This is a genomic window from Microcoleus sp. LAD1_D3, assembly GCF_036702135.1.
Lineage (GTDB): Bacteria > Cyanobacteriota > Cyanobacteriia > Cyanobacteriales > Microcoleaceae > Microcoleus.
In genome coordinates, this window is sequence record NZ_JAUBSB010000003.1 from 122,220 (window position 1) to 142,804 (window position 20,585).

The window sequence follows — 20,585 nt, forward strand, 5'->3', positions numbered from 1 at the left end:
TCTGATGTTGTTTTTATTTCTGCTTTTCTATTACACTCGCTGCAACTTAGCTGTTCTCGGATCGATGATTTTTCTGCCCACACCTGAAAACTTAATTGCCAGATTAGTTTTATCGCCTTCTCCCAAAACGTGAGTAATTTCTCCAACTCCAAAAGCATGATGAAAAACCCGATCGCCTGTTTTCCACTCTGCCGGTTGAGAACTGCCGGAATTAGCTGCTGAATTATTAGTTTTTCCCTTAGATGCAGCCGTTTTCCCCGCTTTAGTTTTCTTCGCACTTCCAGCCAGCAAATGTGTCGGCAATTCCCCTAAGAATAGCGAAGGGGTGCAGTGTTCCCGGAAACCTCCCCAAAGGCGGCGTTCGCGAGTGTGGGTGAGAAATAGCAATTCCTGGGCGCGAGTGATGCCGACGTAGCACAAACGGCGTTCTTCTTCGATCGCTTTCGGGTCGTCCAAACTGCGGAAATTGGGAAATAAACCCTGTTCCATTCCGACTAGAAATACCACGGGAAATTCTAACCCTTTTGCTGAGTGCAGCGTCATCAGCGACACGCGGGAATCTTCTTCCTGCAAGTCATCTAAATCGGATGCTAAAGATGCTTTTGCTAAAAATGATGTCAGCGTCGGTTCTTCGTTTTGTTCTTCAAATTGCAGCACAGCATTGTACAATTCTCTGACGTTTTCTATGCGATTTTCTGCTTCCTCGGTTCCTTGATTTTTCAAATCGTCAATGTAGCCTGAATCTTCGATAATTCCTTGGACAATTTGCGAAGCGGGCAGGGTTTCAACTTGCGATTGCCAACGACCAATCATTTCGGCAAACTTAATAATAGCTTTTGCAGATCGCCCTGCGAGAGTATTGACAGAAGATTCATCGCTGAGGATTTCCCACAACGGAATGCCCAATTGAGTTGCAGCGTCTTCGACTTTGGAAAATGTGGTATCGCCAATGCCGCGGCGGGGAGTATTGATGATGCGTTTGAGGCTGACGCTATCGTCGGGATTGGCAAGCGTCCGCAGGTATGCTAGGATATCTTTGATTTCTTTGCGATCGTAAAACTTGAGGCCACCGACAATATTGTAGGCAATGTCTAAACGCATTAACGCTTCTTCAAAGGATCGAGATTGAGCGTTTGTGCGGTAGAGAATCGCAAAGTTACTGCCGTTTTCGTATTCGGAGTTTTGGCGCTTCAAGGAATGAATTTGACCTGCTACAAATTCCCCTTCATCTAATTCGTTGTCTGCGCGCCAGACAACAATCGGAGCTCCCGGTTCGCGAGTCGGCCGCAGAATTTTCTCGATCCGTTCGGTATTGTGTTCAATCAAGTGGTTCGCGACTTGCAGGATGTTTTCGCGCGATCGATAATTTTCCTCTAATTTTACCATTGTCCGAGTTTTATCGTCTGACAAACCATCTCCAAAATCCTCTTGAAATTCCAGCAATATGGTATAATCTGCCATCCGAAAGCTGTAAATTGATTGATCGACATCGCCCACGACAAAAATCGAGCGGTTTTGCCATTTATCGAATTTTTTCGGGTCGGCGTTATTTGTCACCAGCATCCGAATCAAATCGTATTGAGTGCGGTTTGTATCTTGGTATTCGTCAACTAAAATATGGCAAAACTTTTTATGCCAGTAACTTAATACTTCCTCATTTTGGCTCAAAAGTTTAACAGGAACGAGGATTAAATCGTCAAAATCTAGGGCATTGTTGGCAGCTAAAGCGTCTTGGTAGCGACTGTAAACATCGGCAATCACACGACCTCTGTAATCCGGTTCTGCTGCTTGGTATTCTTGAGGCGACAACCCTTTATTTTTAGCATTGCTGATGATATAGCGGACTTTTCGCGGGTCAAATTTCTTGTCGTCGAGGTTCAGGATTTTGGTGACGATTTGCTTGACGAGACTTTGAGCATCTGACTCGTCAAAAATCGAAAAATTTTTCTTCCACTGGCGGCCTTTTTCGTCTTGGTATTTTTCAATATCGTAGCGGAGAATGCGACCGCACAAAGAGTGAAAAGTCCCCATCCAAATGTGTTTGGTAATTCTCTGGTAAATTTGCGATCGCAATTTCGTCTGCACATCCGGAGTCAAGTCTACCAAAGGTTTGCCATATTCCGCTTCAGCTTGCTGAGTTGCCAGCAATTTCTCAATTCTTTCTTTCATCTCCCTGGCGGCTTTATTTGTAAATGTCACCGCCAGAATATTTTCAGGATCGACTCGATGGGTGCGAACTAAGTTAGCAACTCGGTAAGTTAGAGCTCTGGTTTTGCCGGAACCAGCGCCGGCTACTACTAACAGCGGCCCGTTATAATGGGCGACTGCTTGGCGCTGAGATGGGTTGAGGTGGCTGAGCAAATCAGTGGTTTGAGTCATAGCTAGAAAGTTAGTTTAATTTTTTAAGGGGTAAATAATACTTGGTATGCGATACCGCGAGTTTTTTTAACGTAAGGTGCGCGTAGCGCACCCTATATTATAACTAGAACGGTGATTTTTTAAACTTTAAATATTTTTGGGTCAAGCGAGTTGTTTAAGGTAATGTGCTCGGCGCGCACCCTACACGATAACTAGATAGGTAATTTTTTTTAACGTTTAAATATCCGTGTCAGCCAAATTGCTGCTAATATTCCCAAGCCAATCCAGATGGCGATAATCACAACAGCGGCAGCCCGATTTATCGGTTTTCCCCGCTCTATTTCTGCGGCTGCTTTTTCCCGACACTCGGCTAAAACCTGTGGCGGAATCATCTTCAGTACCAGCCAAATTCCCAAAGGTACAATTATCAAATCGTCCAAGTAGCCGAGAACTGGTATGAAGTCAGGAATTAAATCGATCGGGCTAAAAGCGTAGGCCACCGTAAGCCCTGCTAAAATTCTGGCGTACCAAGGTACTCTCTGGTCTGTACTGGCTAAATAAACAGCGTAAGTCTCTTTTTTGAGTCGGCGGCCAGCTTGTTTTAACCATTGCATATAATGACTAATGACCAATGACCAATGACTAATGACTAATGACCAATGACTAATGACCAATGACTAATGACCAATGACTAATAACTAATGACTAATGACTAATACTTTTTTTAGTTGCTAAAAATGTAACAACCCGGATATTTAGCAATTTCAGTGGGAAGGTAAAGTATAGCATCTGTTGTATGTGAGGAGAATCAAGTTTATGAATTCAAATTTGCAACGTCGCGATCGCATTAATTTCCGTAGTCTGGTAACAGCGTTGTGTTTAACCTTAACTCTCGTTACTTTCGTGGGATTAGATCCGGTGGCGGCTCAAGAACAGCGGATCAGAACGTTGACTGTTACTGGGCGGGGGGTGGAAACGATTCCTACAACTCAAACGGAAGTGCGGCTGGGGGTTGAGGTGCAGGGGAAAACGGCGGCCGAGGTGCAGCAGGAAGCGGCCAGGCGATCGTCCGCTGTGGTAGAGTTGCTGCGATCGCGCCAAGTCGAAAAACTAGAAACTGCCGGCATCACCCTCAATCCCATTTATAACTACGACAACAACCAACAGCGCTTGACGGGCTATACGGCGACGAATACCGTCACTTTTAGGATTAATACTGCATCTGCCGGCACTTTGCTCGACGATGCGGTGAATGCCGGGGCCACACGTATCGACGGCGTGAGTTTTGCCGCCGCCGAAAGTGCGATCGAACAAGCTCAAAAACAAGCACTCAAAAAAGCAACTCAAGATGCTCAATCGCAAGCGGATGCAGTCTTGAGCGCCCTCAACCTCAAGCGGGGAGACATTCTCAGCATTCAAGTCAATGGTGCTAGCGCGCCGCCTCCTATGTACCGGCAATTGGCAGGTGCTCGCGCTGCTGCTGCTGAGGCTACAACGCCTGTGGTGGGAGGGGAACAGCAGGTAGAAGTTTCTGTGACTTTGCAATTTGGATATTAAATAGTTAGGGGTTGAACTGGCCACATCAGCTTGACCCTAACTATTTCTCGATTGATCAAGCAGCTTTTTCTACAAAAAACCTTAGCCGTTTTAACCGCTTCTGCGAGTAGTCGAGCAATTGTTCGCGTTCCAACACAAATATTTCCGCATCTTCGCCCCCAAGAGCCACAACAATCAAAGCATTAACAATTTGAGCGCCAAACAAACTTTCACTCTAAGTAAGTCGGTGGAAAAATTCATAATTATCTAAGAAAATATTAAGTGGCGCGCTCTGAATTAAAGTGTAACTGCTCACCGCAACTTTGTTGCGGTGAGCAGTTACGACAAATAGCTACAACCTATTATGAACTATGAACGCAATCTCTCCTTTTTCAGGGGGAGAGTTCCTCAATAAATAGACTCTCCGTTAAACCCTAGACGATCGCATTCCTCCTAAACAGAAAAGAGTGGACTCTTTTCTAAGATCCACTCTCTATTAAACTTTCTTAGGGCTAGCTTTAACAAGCTGGAGTTAAGCCCTTACTTTACCTAGTCCTTAATGATTCTCTTGTCATGAATGACCACTTGATCCTTGAGTTCTGGACTGCCGGAGATGTGAATATCGCTATCCTTATTTCCCTCTGCGGCGGATTCGGCTAGATATTGGGCAGATGACTTAACATCGTGCGCTGCACGTTTAGCAGATTCGGCTGCATTTTGGGCAGATGACTTTAAATCATGCGCTGCACCTTGAGGAGATGGGGTTGCATTTGGAGCAGAGGATCTAAAATCAGGCGCTGCACCTTTAGCAGCTCCGGCTGCATTTTGGGCAGAGGATCTAAAATCAGGCACTGCAGGTTTAGCAATTCCGGCTGCATTTGGGGCAGATGATTTAAAATCATGCGCTGCACCTTGAGGAGATGGAGTTGCATTTTGGGCAGATGACTTAACATCCTGCTTAACATCCTGCGCTGCACCTTTAGCAGATTCGGCTGCATTTTGGGCAGATGACTTAACATCCTGCTTAACATCCTGCGCTGCACCTTTAGCAGATTCGGCTGCGCTTTGAGCAGATGACTTGATTGATTCGGCTGCACTCTTGCCAGATGACTGAAGCGATTCGGCTGCACTTTTTATAGACGGTTCCACTGCCTTGGCTGTATCTTTTACAGTCGATCTAAGATCCTGAGTGGCCCCCTCAATTTCCTGAGCTACAGCTTTGACAGAAGGCTTAACTTCATCGGCAGTGCTCTTAATAGAGTCCGCTGCACTTTGTATAGAAGGCTTGACACCTTCGACTGTCTGCTTGACTGAATCTTTTACTTCTCTAATCGTAGGTTTGACTTCTTCGGATGCACTCTTGACTGCTTCTACTACAGAAGGCTTGGCTTCCTTAACTGTCTGATTGACAGATTCCGCTATACCTGTAATCGAAGGCTTAGTTTCCTCAACTGTCTCCTTGATTGCTTCTGCTGTAGCTTTGATAGATGGTTTAACATCTTCAGCAGTTTCTTTTACTACTGTCCCTAGCTCTTCTACAGTGTGTGTAATACCGTCTGCTACAGCGTGTGCTGCATCCCCTAAATTATCTACAGCACGGTTAACCGTATCAGCAGTACCTTTACCAATCATAGCGCCAGCAACTGAGCCTGCTACAGCACCAAGAATGCCTCCAGAGCGAGCACCGAGTATACCACCGACGGCAGCTCCAGCTATCCTCGCACCAATGCCTGAGCCTGATGATTGATCTTCCGTTGATTCTGCATTTTCGTTAGTCTGAGCCTGAAGCTGCTGGTTCTCGCTATTGTCAACTTTCTTTTCCGGGAAGTCAGGATTTGTATCAGGCTGGTTAAAAGTCTGCTTATTATCTGTCATAGATATCCTTCGGTATTACTACTACATTCACTAGATTAACTCTTACTTCCAACTAAAATCTACTGCTCAAGAACGAGATTTTGACTGTTACTTAAGAAGTAGATTTGCAAAGGTACTGATCGCTACGGCGCTAGCGACTCGCTGTTCATTCTACTTGGAAAAAGCTGGAGGCGCGCGATCGGACATCTGGCACACTCTTACCTGAGCCATCCAAAAATAACTCATGTATCATGTATACAGATATACAGACTTGTTAAGAGATTAACTATTTATTTCTAAAATTAAGCAAAGTTTATTAAATATCTACAGTTACCGATGTAAATGCTTAATAACTATTGAAAAAAAAGATTTACAGCTTATAAATCCAGGTTTAAAAAGGATATAAAATATATTGTGATTAATATTTTATAATTAATTATTTAATTAAGTGATTTGTTTTGTAGACTTTGCTGATTTACGGTAGGAAAGGCTAAATAAGGAAGTCATAGAAATCAGTATGCACAAACCTTCTGGATTTTCAAATTTTCAACTTATTTTTTTCATACCCTGATTAAGCAACGCCAGATGTTGGAGTGTGCTAACTCACTAACGGGCTCTTTGAACAGCAACTTGGCCGCTTTAGCCACAGACGCGCGATCGCACTTACGTGTAATTGGGCATAAGTTCGATCGCCCCCAACAACCCCCAAAACTTCAATTACTACCGGATCGTCGATCAAAGTGACAGAGATCGACTAAAGTAAACAGAAATTATTATTGGCGGTGATTTGAGTGATTGAGACTTTAGCAACAGGAGTCGCAGCAGCCGGTTCGCTGCTAGCATTGGGCGGGTTAGGCCTAGAGTTGAACTATCGCCGGACTGGAAATGCAAATAAACTAGAACTAACAGCCGGAGAATGGCACTTAGCCATCTCCGAACCCAACCGCTATCTTTTAGTCGGGGAAATGGAGTTCCGCAACCTGACACAGCGGTTCGAGGTTATGTTGCCGGAAGTGCGGGCACAGGTGAAACTTCTGTCTGACGGAAGTTTAGATGGCGTTACTTCCCAGACCAAGGTGATTCCTTGCCACAAAGAGGCAGCAGCCAGAGCAGACGATTACTGGTTCGGCTATATTGTTAAAGCCCAAAAAAACACGAAAATTAAAGTCTCTGTAGACATTCAAGGGCAAGATTTAACCAAATTGCAATCAGCTTGGGTGCAAGTACACTTCGTCACCTACGGCCCAGGCGGGCGCATCCCCAAAGTCCGTAACGTAGTAGTCCCGCTGCAATTTCCCAACTCCGACACCGTACCCATCGCCAGAAATGTCGGAGTGGCAGAAGTCTTGCCGATTCGCACTCACATACTGGCAGAACTGGACAATCCCGTCGAAATTGTCAAGCGGTACGTGTTGCCGCGCGCCCAGAAAGGCGATATTGTCGCCCTGGCAGAAACTCCCCTAGCTTTGATGCAGGGACGCTATCGCCATCCCAGCGAAGTCAAACCAGGATGGGCGGCAAAGCGAGTGTGTTTGTTTTTCTTGCCCACGTCGAGTTTGGCCACGGCTTGCGGAATGCAGACGTTGGTTGATGTAGTCGGCCCTTGGCGCGTAGTAGCGGCATTTGCGATCGGCGCTGTGGCTAAAATATTTGGTAAACCGGGAGTTTTTTACCAGCTAGCAGGGGAACAAGCCAGGCTGATCGACGACGTTACCGGGACTTTGCCTCCCTTCGACCAATTTATTGTCCTCGGCCCAGACAATCCCCAGCAAGTTGTAGAAGAAATTCAACGAGAAACCGGACTTGCCGCGGCGATCGTAGACGCTAATGACTTGAAAGCAGTTAAGATATTAGCAGCGACCTCCGATTTATCGGTAACATTCTTAGAGCAAGCCTTACGAAGCAACCCCGCCGGGAATGGTGACGAGCGAACACCGGTCGTTGTAATTCGACCTCTACCACAAAAATCTTGAGTTGAAAACTGAAAATTAAAAATTCAAAAAGATGATTTGCAATTTTTAATTTTCGATCGACCAAGAAAGGGAGAAGAATCAAAAGTTATAAGTTTTGAACTCAAAATTTACCCATTCAAAACTCAAAACTTATCTAAACTCTTCCCCTTTCTGAATTTTTATTTTTAAATTTCCATTCTCCACTTTTATGCTATGACTTCATTTCCCTCCCAAAACCAAAACCAGGTTGTGATTCGCCCGTTTCAGTATCGCGACATCGAGGTGATGGAACAACTGTGCGCGGAAACAGCCGAAGAGCCAGAAAATCGCAAGGGCGCAAGCTGCGACTTGGTACTAGGTAGAAAGTTGCAGCAGATTCGCCGCTGGTACGGACTGCTAAAGATTTTTAGCTTGTTTCCCAACCCTTGTCAGTCTCTGTTCCGGGCCCACGTTGCCGAAGAAGAGGGGACTGTTAAGGGCATAATTCAGATTTCTCCTTTCAACCGCACCCGCAGCACTTGGCGGATCGATCGCATAGGAGTAGACCCGGAAGCCCGCAGCAAAGGAATTGGTTCAATGCTGCTGCGCTACTGCTTTGAGGCAGTCTGGGAGGCGCGGACATGGCTGTTGGAAGTGAATGTCGGCGACACAACTTCCCTGGCTTTGTATCGGCAAAACGGGTTTCAGCCTTTGGCCCAGATGACTTACTGGACGATCGCCCCAGAACGCCTGCAAGAAATGGCCAACTCGACCCCAGATTTGCCCAACCTGCTGCCGGTCAGCAACGCCGACGCTCAGTTGCTCTATCAACTGGATACCGCGTCTATGCCGCCGCTGGTGCGCCAAGTATTCGATCGCCACATTCAAGATTTCAAAACCAGTTTTTTCGGCGCTTTAATCGAAGGTGTCAGACAGTGGCTGGGCAAAACAGAAGTAGTTAGCGGTTACGTATTTGAACCGCAGCGCAAAGCCGCGATCGGCTATTTTCAGGTGCAGCTATCCCGCAACGGCCAGCAACCGCACGTCGCCCAGTTGACCGTACACCCGGCCTACACTTGGCTTTACCCAGAACTGCTGTCTCAGATGGCGCGCCTCGTTCAAGATTTCCCACTTCAAAGCCTGCAACTGGCTTCCGCTGACTATCAGCCGGAACGGGAAGCTTATTTAGAGCAATTTGGAGCAGTGCGCGTGGAACACAGTTTGCTGATGTCTCGATCGGTGTGGCACAAATTGCGCGAGTCCAAGTTGGTCTCTCTCGAGGGACTCCAGCTATCAGAAATGTTGCAAAGTTTCCAGCCAACTCGCAAACCCGTACCGGGCCGGATGTCCTGGCTCGGCCCGATCGCTGGGGAAGCAACAGCAGGGCACCCGTCCTGTGAGATTAAACCTCTGTTGGCTGACTCAGGAAACAGCCAAACGAATCAAGTTAACCCCTTGGGTGGCCAAAATTCCGAATCAGCAGCAACTGATGGCAGCAGCATTTTGCCTTTAAATCTGCCAGAGTTGCCTCTAGACGGTGGCTGGCCCGGAGAACTCAATTCTTAATAATTGAAAGCAGAAGGTAAAAGGTAGAAGACAGAAAAAAATAGAATTAATCATCCAAAAAGTTCATTTTTTCGGTCATAATTCCAAAATACCCCTTCTGCTTTTGATTGATATCAACTTAAGATTACCTATCTTCTTCTTACTTTCTTCTCTTATTCCTTCGCGTCCTTAGCGTCTTCGCGGTTCGTTAAATAAGATTATTTCCGCAAAAAAACAGTAAATCTAAAATCTAAAATCTAAAATCTAAAATTGCTTGATTGATAATGTCCAAGGATAAATTATGGATTTCAGCACTGGGATTAGATATCGGCCTCAAACGAGTCGGCATCGCCGGGTGTGACGGCACGGGTTTAATAGCTACGGGCATTACAACACTGGTACGATCGTCCTTCGATCGAGACGTAGCTTATCTCCGAGAGATCGTCTGTGAGCGGAGAGTGCAAATTTTGGTTGCAGGCTTGCCCTACTCCCTGAGCGGAGAATTGGGCGCTCAAGCCCGACAGGTGCAGAAATATGCGAATCGCATCGCCGCAGCCTTAGAGCTCCCCCTAGAATACGTGGACGAGCGCCTGACTTCGGTTGAGGCAGAGGAATTGATGAAAGCTTCAGGGATTTCGCCGTCGCAAAATAATAAGGGTTCGATCGATCGCAAAGCAGCAGCCCTGATTTTGCAGGAGTGGCTAGACGAGCGAAGGCAAAATATCTCCGCCCTTCCCAATCCTTGATAGCTTGTAACAGAGGCGTGATATCCTGGTTGTGCAAGTTTGCTACGCACACCTGTAACCCTTGACAAACTGGAGAAAATTCTGCTGTACCCTCGGTACTAAAGAAGCACAAAATCGTGATTTGTCCTCAGTGTCGCTTGCTGACTCGACTGAGATTTAAACGCTGCACTCCTCGCCTGTGGAAAAAGCCGCGAGTCTCGCGGTTTAAGCTTGTGAACTGGCGATTGCCCACTTAGCCAGAATATCGCCACGAAAATTCCCAATTGTCAAGCCAACGTTACTGAATTATTGACGGAAAACTAAGATACACGCGATGTCCTCATCCCCATACCGCAAAAAAGAGAATGGCAATTCCAACGAAGAGTCCGTCACCCTGACGGATGAAGTTGGGCGATCGCTGACTTGCAACATAGAATATTCTATGAATCTCGAAGGTCAAGAATACGCTTTGCTGCTGCCAATTGACTCGCCAGTAGAAATTTTTACCTGGCACGGAGACGATAACGACGAAGCAGCAATTCCTGTAGAAGACGAGACCGAAATTGACAAAATTTTTGAGACTGCTAAAGTTGTCCTGCAAGAGCAGAACTTGACGCTCCGACGCACAGCGGTGACGCTGACTGTGGTTGGCGAATTGCCGGAATTTCCCGAAGAGGATATGGCATCTGATGTCGATCCAGATGAGGAGTCGGAGTTCGAGGAGCTCATGTGGCTGACCAGTTTCTACCACGAAGAACAGGAATATGCAATTTATACGCCTCTAGACCCGTTCTTTATCTTGGCTAGAATGGATGATGACGGCAAGCCAGAATTGCTCTCGGAAGAAGAGTTCCAAAGGCTGGAACCGATGTTACCTATGCTGGAAGACCAGTTCTTTGACGAGCTTGATTAGATATTAATGGCAGGCACAAGCCCTGATGGCAAAAAGCAGAATTTTTTACTATTTTATAAAAAAGTAAACTGCTCGCCCGATCGAACTTTTTCGAGGTGGCCGCTTCGGCCTTCGCGATCGGGCTTTTGAATTGGGCCGCGTGAATTGGGTCTTTTAAAGGGCTTGTATTCGTAACTTTTCGGTCATCAATCGCAGGTCATCAGTCATTAGTCGCTAGTTAACCGCCACTTATCCAGGACAACGGACTATGAATAAAGAACAAATGACAAAAGGCAGGGCGCGCGAGGGCCGAAAAGGTACTCCGCAAGTCTCTAAATGGTTGTTTTATCTGGCGTTGCTGCCGGCAATCTGGGGGGTTTGCGCTTGGCAAGGCTGGGCTTGGTGGAGCTGGGCTTCGGCGCCGCCTAAAATAGCTGAAACGTCAACTTCCCCCGGAGAGGATGCTGCTGTTTCGATCCAAATCCCGGAGGGTACTCCAAGTCAAAAAATTGGCCGGGATTTAGAGGCTGCGGGGTTGATTCGATCGAGTTCGGCATGGAATATGTGGGCCCGCTGGCTGACTCTGCAAAACCGCGAGGGAGGTTTTCAAGCAGGAACTTACCAACTGTCGCCGACTCAGCCTCTGAGTGCAGTTGCTGAGAAAATTTGGAAGGGCGAAGTCGCACAGCAGAGTTTCACGATTCCAGAAGGGTGGTCGCTGCAACAAATGAGCGCTTATTTTGAAGCGCAAGGTTTTTTTCCGGCTAAGGATTTTATGGCGGTGGCGAGTCAAGTTCCCTACGCTCAGTACCCTTGGCTACCGAGTGGCCTGCCTCATTTGGAAGGGTTTTTGTACCCGGATACTTATCAGCTAGACGGTGATGCAATTAGCCCGGAAGCTGTCATCAAGCAAATGCTCGATCGTTTCGAGCAGTTGGCTTTGCCGATATATCAAAAAAATCAGAAGAATACTAATCTGGATTTGAAAGAGTGGGTGACGCTGGCGAGTATTGTAGAAAAAGAAGCTGTGGTTGCTTCCGAGCGCAATCGTATTTCTGGAGTGTTCAACAACCGTCTGAAAAAGGGTATGACGTTGGGATCTGACCCGACAGTTGAATACGCTCTCGGCATCAGGCAAACTAAGGAAAAGCCTCTGACTTTTAAGCAAGTAGAAACGCCTTCTCCTTACAATACTTATATAAATCCAGGACTACCCCCAACTCCGATCGCATCTCCGGGAATAGCAAGTCTGGAAGCGACTCTGACTCCGGAAAATACAGAATACCTGTATTTTATGGCTCGATACGACGGCACTCACATTTTTAGTCGCACGCAGACGGAACACGATGCTGCTATTGCTAAAGTTGAGCAGCAGTTACGATTGAATCCATAGATTGGCAATGACTAATAAAAAAGTAAAAAGTCAAAAGTAACAAAGGAAAAGCCATAATTATTAACTTTTGATTTTTTACTTTTTCAATCTTTAACTCCCAATTTCTTATTTCTCAATCTAAAATCTAAAATCTAAAATCTAAAATCATTATGACTTGGGGTAAATTACTACAGCCTGACTTAGTTCTAGGCGATTCTGTCATGAAGTTAACGGCTGATATTCTGCAGAAATATCAGATAAAAGGATTAGTGTTGGATGTGGACGAAACTCTTGTTCCCATTACGGCAATGAATGCTTCTCCTGAACTCAGCTTGTGGGTGCAAGAAATTAAACCCGTGGTATCGCTATGGTTGGCAAGCAATAATTTAAGTCAAAATCGGATCGGTCGAATTGCTGATTCTTTGAATCTACCTTACATCACGGGTGCTGCTAAACCGTCGCGCCGCAAGTTGCGAACAGCAGTGACGGCGATGAATTTGCCGGTGGAACAGGTGGCGATGGTGGGCGATCGACTTTTTACTGATGTTTTAGCTGGCAATCGTTTGGGTATGTTCACTATTTTAGTGGAACCAATGGTTGATGCTGGGTATGCGCTTCGCAAGTATCCGGTGCGCTCTTTTGAAGTTTGGGTTTCTCAAGTTTTGGGGGCTTCTCTTGATAGCAGAAAGTAGAAAGATTTAAATGAGTAAAACTATTGTTGTTAAAATTGGAACTTCGACTCTGACTCGATCGACTACCGGAAACTTAGCTCTTTCAACTATTGCTGCATTAGTCGAAATTTTAGCTGATTTGCGGCAGCAAGGCCATCGAGTAGTTTTGGTTTCTTCGGGTGCGGTTGGGGTGGGCTGCGCGCGCTTGGGCTTGACGGAACGCCCGCGAAATATCGCTCTGAAACAGGCTGTGGCGGCCGTGGGCCAAGGGCGGCTGATGCGGGTGTACGATGACTTGTTTACTACTCTACAACAGCCGATCGCTCAAGTATTGCTCACCAGGGGCGATTTAGTGCAGCGTAACGGTTATGTTAACGCTTACAATACTTTTCAGCAACTGCTCAGATTGGGCGTGATTCCGATCGTCAATGAAAACGATACTGTGGCGGTAGACGAGCTCAAATTTGGCGATAACGACACGCTTTCGGCGCTAGTAGCGAGTTTGGTAGAAGCAGATTGGTTGTTTGTGCTCACAGATGTCGATCGGCTGTATTCCGCCGATCCGCGCAGCAATCCCGACGCGCAGCCGATCGCCTTAGTCCAAAGTATGGCACAGCTCACAGAATTTCAGGTGCAAACAGGAGATTCCCGCAGCGGTTGGGGAACCGGCGGAATGGTGACAAAAATTGAAGCGGCGAGAATAGCAACTGCATCGGGAGTACGTACAGTCATCACTGACGGCTGCTTTCCTGGTAATATCGAGAAAATACTTAACGGAGAGTCGATCGGTACTCAATTTGAGCCTCAACCGCGCCCTGTAAACGCTCGCAAACACTGGATAGCTAACGTGCTAATTCCGGCAGGAAAACTATATTTAGATGCGGGTGCTGTCAAAGCAATTTCCCACGGCGGAAAATCGCTTTTAGCTGCGGGTATTGCTCAAGTAGAAGGAGAATTTCAAGCTGATGATTCCGTGCAGTTGTGCGATGCAGCCGGCAAGCAAATTGCTAGAGGACTTGTGAATTATAGCAGTTTAGAATTGAGACAAATCCAGGGCTGCAAGTCAGAGAAAATTGCTGAGATTTTAGGCTATGCAGGCGTAGAAACGGCGGTTCACCGAGATAATTTAGTGATTGTTTAAACTAACAAATATCGAGACAGTCGATCGGGCAATGAGCGAAGGCAGAAATTGAGGATACTTGCAGCACAGTCTTGCAAGAATTTGTTTGGCTGTGTCGGAACAGTTCGTTCATCGCTTCTGTAAACAGTTCAAATACATTTTGTGCTAACTCTAAAGCTGCTTGGCATTCCGCATTAGTAAGTTTGATCTCTGCTAAAACTTGCAACATCTCTGGCGTGTTTAAAAGGTGATAATTTTCTAAACCCCCATAACCTCCTCCAAAATCAACAGATTCTTTTTGGTTAATTTGCTGTAATTCCATTACCACTGCTAGCGCCGCTTCAAAAAACACTTGGGCAGTTCCTTCGAGGACTTCCACTAACACCAGTTTCTGAATGGGAGAAGCTTTCCAAGCGTAGCGTTCCAGCACTGAACATAGCGATCGAGTTTTTTTAGTTTCTTCACCCCAAAGCAGTCTGAAGTCCCCGTAACTCATTAATTGGTTTAAGCCCAGTTCCTCTAGGTATTCTAGATAGTCGTGCCAGTAATAGTTTTTTTTATAAGTATATTTATTAATTAGTTCTTGAACTTTGTTATTACTAGAAGATTCTCGCAGTACATATTTATTTAAATCACTCAATCCCACAGCTAAAGGAGCGAGTACAGGTGCAAAAATTAGTCGTTGATTCGCGTGAATGTGTTTATTGGCTAGAAAGTCAAACAATGGCAATTTGGCAAATTCTTGCTTTTTAGGTTCAATGAATGCTACAATGCCTTTCATACTTTTTTCGCCTGAATGGTTACTGTCAAGATAATCTTCATACATCTGTTAATTATCTATATTTTCGACCATAAATAATTGTGTTTATTATCATACATATTTGTATTTAACATCATAGGTAAGAGTGTTGGCAGTCACAGGAAATTGTGACTTGTATCATATTGTGCCAGAAGTTTGAGCATCTTGCTCGCTAGAGATAAACTGTTCTACATTTACATTGCATATTTCGGGCATTGCTCAAAGCCACCCTACAAGAGTTGGATTATTTATTTACAGCTAATTTAAAGGCTGATTAGCTTATCTAGGCAAGTGAGCATCCTGCTCGCACTCCTAAAAAATGCTTTTTACAAAATCCAGGGGAGCCATGCAAATCACTCCTAGACACATAGGGGTCTAGAAACCCGGTTTCTTCGCAGATTCCTCGCTGCTAAACCCAGATTTCTCGTAGAAACCGGGTTTCTTTAACCCTTGCTTTTATTGCTTCTTCCCTCTTTCCTCTTCCCTCTTCTTATTCCTTCTTCCTTCTTCCTTCGGCCATAAGTCTCAAAATGACAATTTCCCATTCCCAGAATTGCCTTTAGGTGCGTTCTGAGTTACTCTATCTTTTGGATCAGTTCACCCAATTATAGGAGTTAATCTTGGAACGGACTTTTTTAGCGATTAAGCCCGATGGCGTACAGCGCGGACTCGTCGGCGAAATTATCGGTCGTTTTGAAGCCAAAGGCTTTAAGCTAGTTGGCATGAAGCTAATCACGGCGAGTCGCGAACTTGCCGAACAGCATTATGGCGTACATAAAGAAAGACCCTTTTTTGCGGGACTGGTAGACTTCATCACTTCCGGGCCGATGGTGGCGATGGTGTGGGAAGGCGACGGCGTTGTGGCCTCGGCGAGGAAAATGATTGGCGCAACAAATCCTCTGAATTCAGAACCGGGGACAATTCGCGGCGATTTGGCGGTGAATGTGGGTCGCAATATTATTCATGGTTCTGATGCTGTGGAAACTGCCCATGCGGAAATTAGCCTTTGGTTCAAGGAAGAAGAATTGAGTGCTTGGACACCTTGTTTAACTCCTTGGATTGTGGAATAGTTTTGATATTCTCCCGATGGTTAATCGGGAGATATAGCATTTCTCAAACAGATGAACTCTCCTATCGCGGACTCACTCATAACTGTAAAATATAGAAGAGTTTGACATTTTTACTCCTTACCAAGCTATTGCTAGTAACGAGAAGAAAAAATGTTAATCAGAACTTAAAAACTCCAAATAATTATTAGTCAATTCTTTGACTGCTAATTCGTAAAACTGCTGACCGTGTTCAGGGGTTGCTAAGCCGGGATTTGAACCCATTCTCCCGTCGGGAAATCGGCGGCGGAAGTCAGTAGCACCGTAAATTTTGTGCCCGGAAGCGACTTCTTCCGAAAGCGGAGCTTGCTTGATTGCTTCTGGATAAAGGTACTGGGTTAAGGCGATTTCGCTGGGGGTGGCGTGGGAACCTTCTTGGTTTCCGTATAATTCTTTTGCTAGTTTGTACACTGAACCGCACATGAACCAGTTGCCGATTTGACACTGGATTCGATCGGCATTCGGTAAATTTAAGTCAGACAAATGCGCGTAAGTCTCGGAAAATGCTGCTTTCATGGTGGCAATGTTGCCGCCGTGACCGTTGATGAAGAAATATTTCTCAAATCCAGCTTTTGCCAAAGATGTGATATAATCTCTGATTACGAGTATCAGCGTCTGCGGTCGGAGGCTGATTGTGCCGGGAAAGCTGGTGTGGTGCAAAGCCATCCCTACATTAATTGTCGGGCCGATTAAGGCATTGGCAGCTTCGCCGACACCGCGGGCGATCGCACTCGCAGCAATGGCGTCAGTCCCGATCAAGCCGGTGGGCCCGTGCTGTTCGGTGGAGCCGATCGGGATAATTATGCCTCGGGAGCTTTCGAGATAAGCTTCTACCTCGGGCCAGGTACTCAAATGCAGCAACATGATAGGCAGTCTACAGAATTTTTACTTGCTATCGTCGATCGTAGCGGGCACGGGAAGAAAAAGGAATTTCGGCAAACTTATTATTGTATTCTTAAAAAAGCTCTACAGTGCGATCACACCTTTACCGTTATATTACTTAACGTTAATAATTTAACCACTTGATAATCAAAACTTTACCTTTTAATAACCTTTTAAGAGTAGTATAACAACCATATCCCTCTAGATTGGGTGTTACGTGGTCAATTAACAGCGGGCAATGTTTTATGAAATTAACACCGACCCCGAAAAATGACCAGACTTCTGAGTCCTGGACGCAGGCAGACAGCGCGGTTCCGGCAACTGCTCTACGGCTGTATTCCTTACACGAGCAAGTAGCAAAGGTCGAGCGCGTGTCTGTGGGGTGGACTGGCGAAAGATTCTAAGCGATCAATCAAATGGCGATCGTACAAGCGATCGCAGCGCGAGAGTGCCTCAGCTACTGAAGAAGGTACCTCGCGCTAGCCACATACAAACATCACTCCCACTGATATTTATGTCTTCTGCTGAATTAAGCGAAAGTCCTTCTAGGTTGGCTGTTGGACAAGCCGGCCGTATCTTGTTATTGGAAGGTGAAGATCTGTTGCGGGAAATGCTAGCTTTAGCCCTTAAAGAACAGGGCTATGAGGTGGTGGTTACTAGCGACGGGCGCAACGCTCTGCCTTCTGTACAGGCTTCTTCGTCATACCACGGTGAATTTGCCTTTAACCTGTTAATTATGGATTCAATTAACGGTTTGGATCTGTGTCGAATGTTACGGCATCAAGGAAATCCCGTCCCTATTTTGATTATCGGTGCTAGAGGAAGTGCCAACAATTGCGCTTTTTATCTAGAAGCCGGATCGGATGATTATCTGACCAAACCTTTTGGAATGCGGGAGTTTATCGCTCGCTGTCGGGCGCTGATGCGGCGCCAGCGCCTCGGTCAGTTGCGACAACCGATGATGCTGCAATATAAGAGCATAACTCTGTATCCTGAAGAGTGCCGTGTGTTGGTTCGCGGTCTGGAAGTGAAATTTTCTCCTAAACAGTTTCGCTTACTAGAACTATTTATGAGTTATCCCCGGCGAGTTTGGTCTCGTGATCAGTTGCTGGAAAAAATTTGGGGTCAAGATTTTATCGGAGACAGCAAAACAGTTGACGTGCACATCCGCTGGCTGCGGGAAAAGTTGGAAATAGATCCGGGCCAACCGGAATATATCATTACGGTACGTGGGTTCGGCTATCGATTTGGTTAATTTTTTAATCAGTTGTAGGGTTGCAAGTTGCCGTCGAATAAACGTAGGGACACAACATTCTTGTGTCCTTATTTGTCTATGTAGAGTTCGCAATGCAAGAGCTTGAAGGCTCAACCCGTAGACCTATTGTAGTGACCGTTGCCGTTATCTTTTACCCTTGGCGAGGGGTATAACTCAAAACTCCCCTGTCCACTGCCAACAATAAACTTTTGAGCAATCTCCTGCAACCGCAACAGCCGCCACCATATCTGAACTCGGAATTAATTCCATTAAAGACCATCTCGATCCTTCTTCGGGGTTTTCTTCAACATTTAACAGCGCTGCCGGTTCTCCTGGTGCGAGGCTGACATCAAACTGATTCAGAGGAATAGAAAGTCCTTTACCGACTGCTTTGATATAGGCTTCTTTGCGAGTCCAGCAGGTAAAAAAAGCTCTGGGTTGAAGATGTTCTGGGAGCGAAAGCAACACAGAGTGTTCTAAGGGTGAAAAAAACTTTTCAGCAATTTCCAGGCAAGGAAAGTTGGTATTTATGGCTTCAATATCAACACCAATATCTCTACTTTTGGTAATAGCAATTAGAGCCATGTTCCCTGAGTGAGACAAATTGAAACGGAGGGTATTTCCACCTTGGGCTGCGATGAGAGAAGGTTTGCCGTAGGGATTGTAGTCAAAGCGCAAAATGTGAGAATTTATGTTGAGATAGCGACTCAGAATCGCTCTCAGCGCGCCACGACTCACAATAAATTGCGATCGACCTTTTGGAAATCGAAAACCCTCGGCTTTTGTCAGCTCGTCGTTAGAGAGAGTCTTTTGTAAGCTCTGCAAGCAATATTCTGTTTGAGCCAGAGAGACTCGCCAAACATGAATTTCGCCGAGATTCAATGTCAAGTCTTGGGGTGGAGAATTCCACGAATCAAAAGCAGCAATCATGTATTTATCTTCTTTTCTGAGTCACCTCATCCAGCATTCCCAGAAACAGGCAAGATGCCTGTTCTACAACACATGAATTTCAATCGCAAGGGTCAATTAATCCAGGTTTGTACAACTTTTCCTGCTAATTGCTGTCCCAACCAAGGCGTATTTGCCGATCGCGACTTCAGACTTTGCCCGTCAACAGTCCAACTCATTTCCGGGTCGAATAAAATCAGCTCAGCAGAGACTCCCGGTGCAACCGTGGCGGGGGTTTGCCCGATACAAACGGCAGGGCCTGCGCTCAACACTCGCCACAGTTCTAAAGCCGAAAACTCACCAGTTTCTACCAGTCCGTGCCACAGTAAAGGCAAAGCTAATTCCAAGCCGATCGCCCCAGGCGGACTATCAGCAAAAGCCACAGTTTTCTCCTCATAAGTATGCGGGTTGTGATCGATCGCGATCGCATCAATTACGCCATCTTTCACAGCTTGAATCAGCGCTAATTGGTCGCTGAGATTACCCAACGGTGGTTCTAGGCGTAAATTCGGATCGTAGGCTAACGAAGCAGTCAGAGCATTTTTCCCGCCGCCGGAATTTTTCGAGTTTCCTGAAATTGCCCCGACATTCAACAGCAAGTGCATCCAAGTCACACTCGCAGTCACCGGCAAACCCCGCGCCTTCGCATCTCGAATCAATTCCACGCTGCGCGCTGTAGAAACGCGCATAATGTGCACTCCTGTGCCCGCAGATGCCACCAACTCCAGGATGGCCGCCAAAGCCGAAGTTTCCGCACTCGCGGGAATTCCCGGCAAACCCAAGCGCACCGACACCGCACCCTCTCTCACCGCGCCATTTCCTGCCAAAGTTCGATCGCACGGCCACAAAGCCACCGACTTGCCCAAAGGCTGAATATACTCCAGCAAACGCCTCACCAGAGCCGGATTAGACAGCGGCAAACCGTCCGCAAAACCCACCACTGCACAGGAGGCCAGCTCGCCCAACTCGGCCATCTGCTGCCCTTTAACGCCCGCTGTCAGCGCTCCCCAAAAATACAAGCGGGGCAGCCCGGGCGACAAATTGCGGATATGTTGCTGCAACAAAGCTAAACCGGCCAAATTGTCAACAGGCGGCGACGTATCCGGCAAAATCGCCAGCCGCGTAAAACCGCCAGCCGCCGCAGCGTGCATCAAGGATTCCAGGGTTTCTCGATCCTCAAAACCCGGTTCTCCGCTGTGGCTGTAGATATCAGTTAACCCTGCCCCCAAAATTAGTCCCTGGCAATCTCGCACTTCCGTGTCAGCGGGAAACTCGGTAATTTTTTTGTCAACGGCTTCGATCTTACCTTCGGTAATTAGAATATCAGCGATGCGATCGCTCCCTGAAACTGGATCTAGCACTCGTACATTTTGTAGCAGTTCGCGGCTCATATAGCAGAAGGAAGAAGGAAGTTCGGCAACGGATTATGTAACGGATGTAACGGATGTCAGGAAGAAGGAAGAAGCAATCCACCGCATTAGTTTCAGGAATTAAGAACTTCCTAAGCGTCGGGCGCGGTTGTTATCAAAATTCAAACATTTTTCAGGCGGGCGAAGCGTAGCGGTGGGCATTCCTTCCGCTACGGGTTCGC

At 46.4% G+C, this 20,585-nt stretch carries 19 protein-coding genes; 11 read left to right on the forward strand and 8 right to left on the reverse strand.

The window, feature by feature from the left end:
- Nucleotides 1-30: 30 nt before the first annotated feature.
- Both pcrA and QUA74_RS02460 read right to left on the reverse strand, forming a co-directional pair.
- Nucleotides 31-2,379 carry a DNA helicase PcrA gene (gene pcrA, locus QUA74_RS02455; protein ID WP_333324614.1) on the reverse strand — a complete coding sequence of 783 codons (2,349 nt, stop codon included), beginning with the start codon at nucleotides 2,377-2,379 and terminating at the stop codon, nucleotides 31-33.
- Between the two features lie 209 nt (nucleotides 2,380-2,588).
- Nucleotides 2,589-2,972, reverse strand: a complete 384-nt coding sequence (locus QUA74_RS02460) for a YkvA family protein (RefSeq protein ID WP_333324615.1) — start codon at nucleotides 2,970-2,972, stop codon at nucleotides 2,589-2,591.
- A gap of 202 nt (nucleotides 2,973-3,174) precedes the next feature.
- Here QUA74_RS02460 and QUA74_RS02465 point away from each other — a divergent pair, with 202 nt between their 5' ends.
- A complete protein-coding gene (locus QUA74_RS02465) occupies nucleotides 3,175-3,915 on the forward strand; it encodes an SIMPL domain-containing protein (protein ID WP_333324617.1) in 741 nt (246 codons plus the stop codon).
- Nucleotides 3,916-3,970: 55 nt separating this feature from the next.
- Here QUA74_RS02465 and QUA74_RS02470 read toward each other — a convergent pair whose 3' ends face one another.
- Nucleotides 3,971-4,120, reverse strand: a complete 150-nt coding sequence (locus QUA74_RS02470; RefSeq protein WP_333324618.1) for a hypothetical protein — start codon at nucleotides 4,118-4,120, stop codon at nucleotides 3,971-3,973.
- Nucleotides 4,121-4,443: 323 nt separating this feature from the next.
- Complete coding sequence (locus tag QUA74_RS02475; RefSeq protein WP_333324620.1) at nucleotides 4,444-5,769, reverse strand: hypothetical protein; 1,326 nt, start codon at nucleotides 5,767-5,769, stop codon at nucleotides 4,444-4,446.
- 770 nt (nucleotides 5,770-6,539) lie between these two features.
- Here QUA74_RS02475 and QUA74_RS02480 point away from each other — a divergent pair.
- From QUA74_RS02480 to proB, 7 genes are all read left to right on the forward strand, one after another.
- Nucleotides 6,540-7,721, forward strand: a complete 1,182-nt coding sequence (locus QUA74_RS02480; RefSeq protein ID WP_333324622.1) for a F420-0:Gamma-glutamyl ligase — start codon at nucleotides 6,540-6,542, stop codon at nucleotides 7,719-7,721.
- A gap of 192 nt (nucleotides 7,722-7,913) precedes the next feature.
- Nucleotides 7,914-9,245, forward strand: a complete 1,332-nt coding sequence (locus QUA74_RS02485; RefSeq protein WP_333324624.1) for a GNAT family N-acetyltransferase — start codon at nucleotides 7,914-7,916, stop codon at nucleotides 9,243-9,245.
- Between the two features lie 263 nt (nucleotides 9,246-9,508).
- The gene (gene ruvX, locus QUA74_RS02490; RefSeq protein WP_333324626.1) at nucleotides 9,509-9,970 is read left to right on the forward strand and encodes a Holliday junction resolvase RuvX; all 462 of its coding nucleotides are present in this window, start codon (nucleotides 9,509-9,511) and stop codon (nucleotides 9,968-9,970) included.
- A gap of 313 nt (nucleotides 9,971-10,283) precedes the next feature.
- Nucleotides 10,284-10,862, forward strand: a complete 579-nt coding sequence (locus QUA74_RS02495) for a DUF3727 domain-containing protein (protein WP_333324628.1) — start codon at nucleotides 10,284-10,286, stop codon at nucleotides 10,860-10,862.
- A gap of 247 nt (nucleotides 10,863-11,109) precedes the next feature.
- On the forward strand, nucleotides 11,110-12,234 hold the full coding sequence (mltG, locus tag QUA74_RS02500) for an endolytic transglycosylase MltG (RefSeq protein WP_333324630.1): 1,125 nt from the start codon (nucleotides 11,110-11,112) through the stop codon (nucleotides 12,232-12,234).
- A gap of 149 nt (nucleotides 12,235-12,383) precedes the next feature.
- Nucleotides 12,384-12,905 carry a YqeG family HAD IIIA-type phosphatase gene (locus QUA74_RS02505; protein WP_333324632.1) on the forward strand — a complete coding sequence of 174 codons (522 nt, stop codon included), beginning with the start codon at nucleotides 12,384-12,386 and terminating at the stop codon, nucleotides 12,903-12,905.
- Nucleotides 12,906-12,915: 10 nt separating this feature from the next.
- Entirely contained in the window at nucleotides 12,916-14,025 is a 1,110-nt protein-coding gene (gene proB / locus QUA74_RS02510) for a glutamate 5-kinase (protein ID WP_333324634.1), read from the forward strand.
- 1 nt (nucleotide 14,026) lies between these two features.
- On the opposite strand, the gene QUA74_RS02515 is transcribed toward proB, so the two are convergent.
- The gene (locus QUA74_RS02515; protein ID WP_333324636.1) at nucleotides 14,027-14,785 is read right to left on the reverse strand and encodes a hypothetical protein; all 759 of its coding nucleotides are present in this window, start codon (nucleotides 14,783-14,785) and stop codon (nucleotides 14,027-14,029) included.
- A 638-nt stretch (nucleotides 14,786-15,423) separates the two neighbouring features.
- Between QUA74_RS02515 and ndk the strand changes: the two genes are divergently transcribed.
- On the forward strand, nucleotides 15,424-15,873 hold the full coding sequence (gene ndk, locus QUA74_RS02520; protein WP_333324638.1) for a nucleoside-diphosphate kinase: 450 nt from the start codon (nucleotides 15,424-15,426) through the stop codon (nucleotides 15,871-15,873).
- A gap of 153 nt (nucleotides 15,874-16,026) precedes the next feature.
- On the opposite strand, the gene QUA74_RS02525 is transcribed toward ndk, so the two are convergent.
- Nucleotides 16,027-16,773, reverse strand: a complete 747-nt coding sequence (locus tag QUA74_RS02525; RefSeq protein WP_333324640.1) for a creatininase family protein — start codon at nucleotides 16,771-16,773, stop codon at nucleotides 16,027-16,029.
- Nucleotides 16,774-17,036: 263 nt separating this feature from the next.
- Between QUA74_RS02525 and QUA74_RS02530 the strand changes: the two genes are divergently transcribed.
- Together QUA74_RS02530 and QUA74_RS02535 are read left to right on the forward strand one after the other, a co-directional pair.
- Nucleotides 17,037-17,195: a hypothetical protein gene (locus QUA74_RS02530; RefSeq protein ID WP_333324642.1), complete on the forward strand. Its 159-nt coding sequence runs from the start codon at nucleotides 17,037-17,039 to the stop codon at nucleotides 17,193-17,195.
- A 110-nt stretch (nucleotides 17,196-17,305) separates the two neighbouring features.
- A complete protein-coding gene (locus tag QUA74_RS02535) occupies nucleotides 17,306-18,046 on the forward strand; it encodes a response regulator transcription factor (RefSeq protein WP_333324644.1) in 741 nt (246 codons plus the stop codon).
- Nucleotides 18,047-18,220: 174 nt separating this feature from the next.
- Here the strand turns inward: QUA74_RS02535 and QUA74_RS02540 are convergent, their stop codons facing one another.
- Entirely contained in the window at nucleotides 18,221-18,976 is a 756-nt protein-coding gene (locus QUA74_RS02540; protein WP_333324646.1) for a 4'-phosphopantetheinyl transferase superfamily protein, read from the reverse strand.
- 92 nt (nucleotides 18,977-19,068) lie between these two features.
- A complete protein-coding gene (locus QUA74_RS02545; protein WP_333324648.1) occupies nucleotides 19,069-20,385 on the reverse strand; it encodes a dihydroorotase in 1,317 nt (438 codons plus the stop codon).
- Between the last annotated feature and the right edge of the window lie 200 nt (nucleotides 20,386-20,585).

Bases quoted from the DNA above. Each gene is read 5' to 3' on its own strand.
- QUA74_RS02495 (WP_333324628.1), top strand. From the start codon at position 10,284: ATGTCCTCATCCCCATACCGCAAAAAAGAGAATGGCAATTCCAACGAA.
- proB (WP_333324634.1), top strand. From the start codon at position 12,916: ATGAGTAAAACTATTGTTGTTAAAATTGGAACTTCGACTCTGACTCGA.
- QUA74_RS02540 (WP_333324646.1), bottom strand. From the start codon at position 18,976: ATGATTGCTGCTTTTGATTCGTGGAATTCTCCACCCCAAGACTTGACA.
- pcrA (WP_333324614.1), bottom strand. From the start codon at position 2,379: ATGACTCAAACCACTGATTTGCTCAGCCACCTCAACCCATCTCAGCGC.
- QUA74_RS02485 (WP_333324624.1), top strand. From the start codon at position 7,914: ATGACTTCATTTCCCTCCCAAAACCAAAACCAGGTTGTGATTCGCCCG.
- QUA74_RS02545 (WP_333324648.1), bottom strand. From the start codon at position 20,385: ATGAGCCGCGAACTGCTACAAAATGTACGAGTGCTAGATCCAGTTTCA.
- QUA74_RS02505 (WP_333324632.1), top strand. From the start codon at position 12,384: ATGACTTGGGGTAAATTACTACAGCCTGACTTAGTTCTAGGCGATTCT.
- ruvX (WP_333324626.1), top strand. From the start codon at position 9,509: ATGTCCAAGGATAAATTATGGATTTCAGCACTGGGATTAGATATCGGC.
- QUA74_RS02530 (WP_333324642.1), top strand. From the start codon at position 17,037: ATGAAATTAACACCGACCCCGAAAAATGACCAGACTTCTGAGTCCTGG.
- QUA74_RS02475 (WP_333324620.1), bottom strand. From the start codon at position 5,769: ATGACAGATAATAAGCAGACTTTTAACCAGCCTGATACAAATCCTGAC.
- QUA74_RS02525 (WP_333324640.1), bottom strand. From the start codon at position 16,773: ATGTTGCTGCATTTGAGTACCTGGCCCGAGGTAGAAGCTTATCTCGAA.
- QUA74_RS02465 (WP_333324617.1), top strand. From the start codon at position 3,175: ATGAATTCAAATTTGCAACGTCGCGATCGCATTAATTTCCGTAGTCTG.
- mltG (WP_333324630.1), top strand. From the start codon at position 11,110: ATGAATAAAGAACAAATGACAAAAGGCAGGGCGCGCGAGGGCCGAAAA.
- QUA74_RS02535 (WP_333324644.1), top strand. From the start codon at position 17,306: ATGTCTTCTGCTGAATTAAGCGAAAGTCCTTCTAGGTTGGCTGTTGGA.
- QUA74_RS02460 (WP_333324615.1), bottom strand. From the start codon at position 2,972: ATGCAATGGTTAAAACAAGCTGGCCGCCGACTCAAAAAAGAGACTTAC.
- QUA74_RS02515 (WP_333324636.1), bottom strand. From the start codon at position 14,785: ATGAAAGGCATTGTAGCATTCATTGAACCTAAAAAGCAAGAATTTGCC.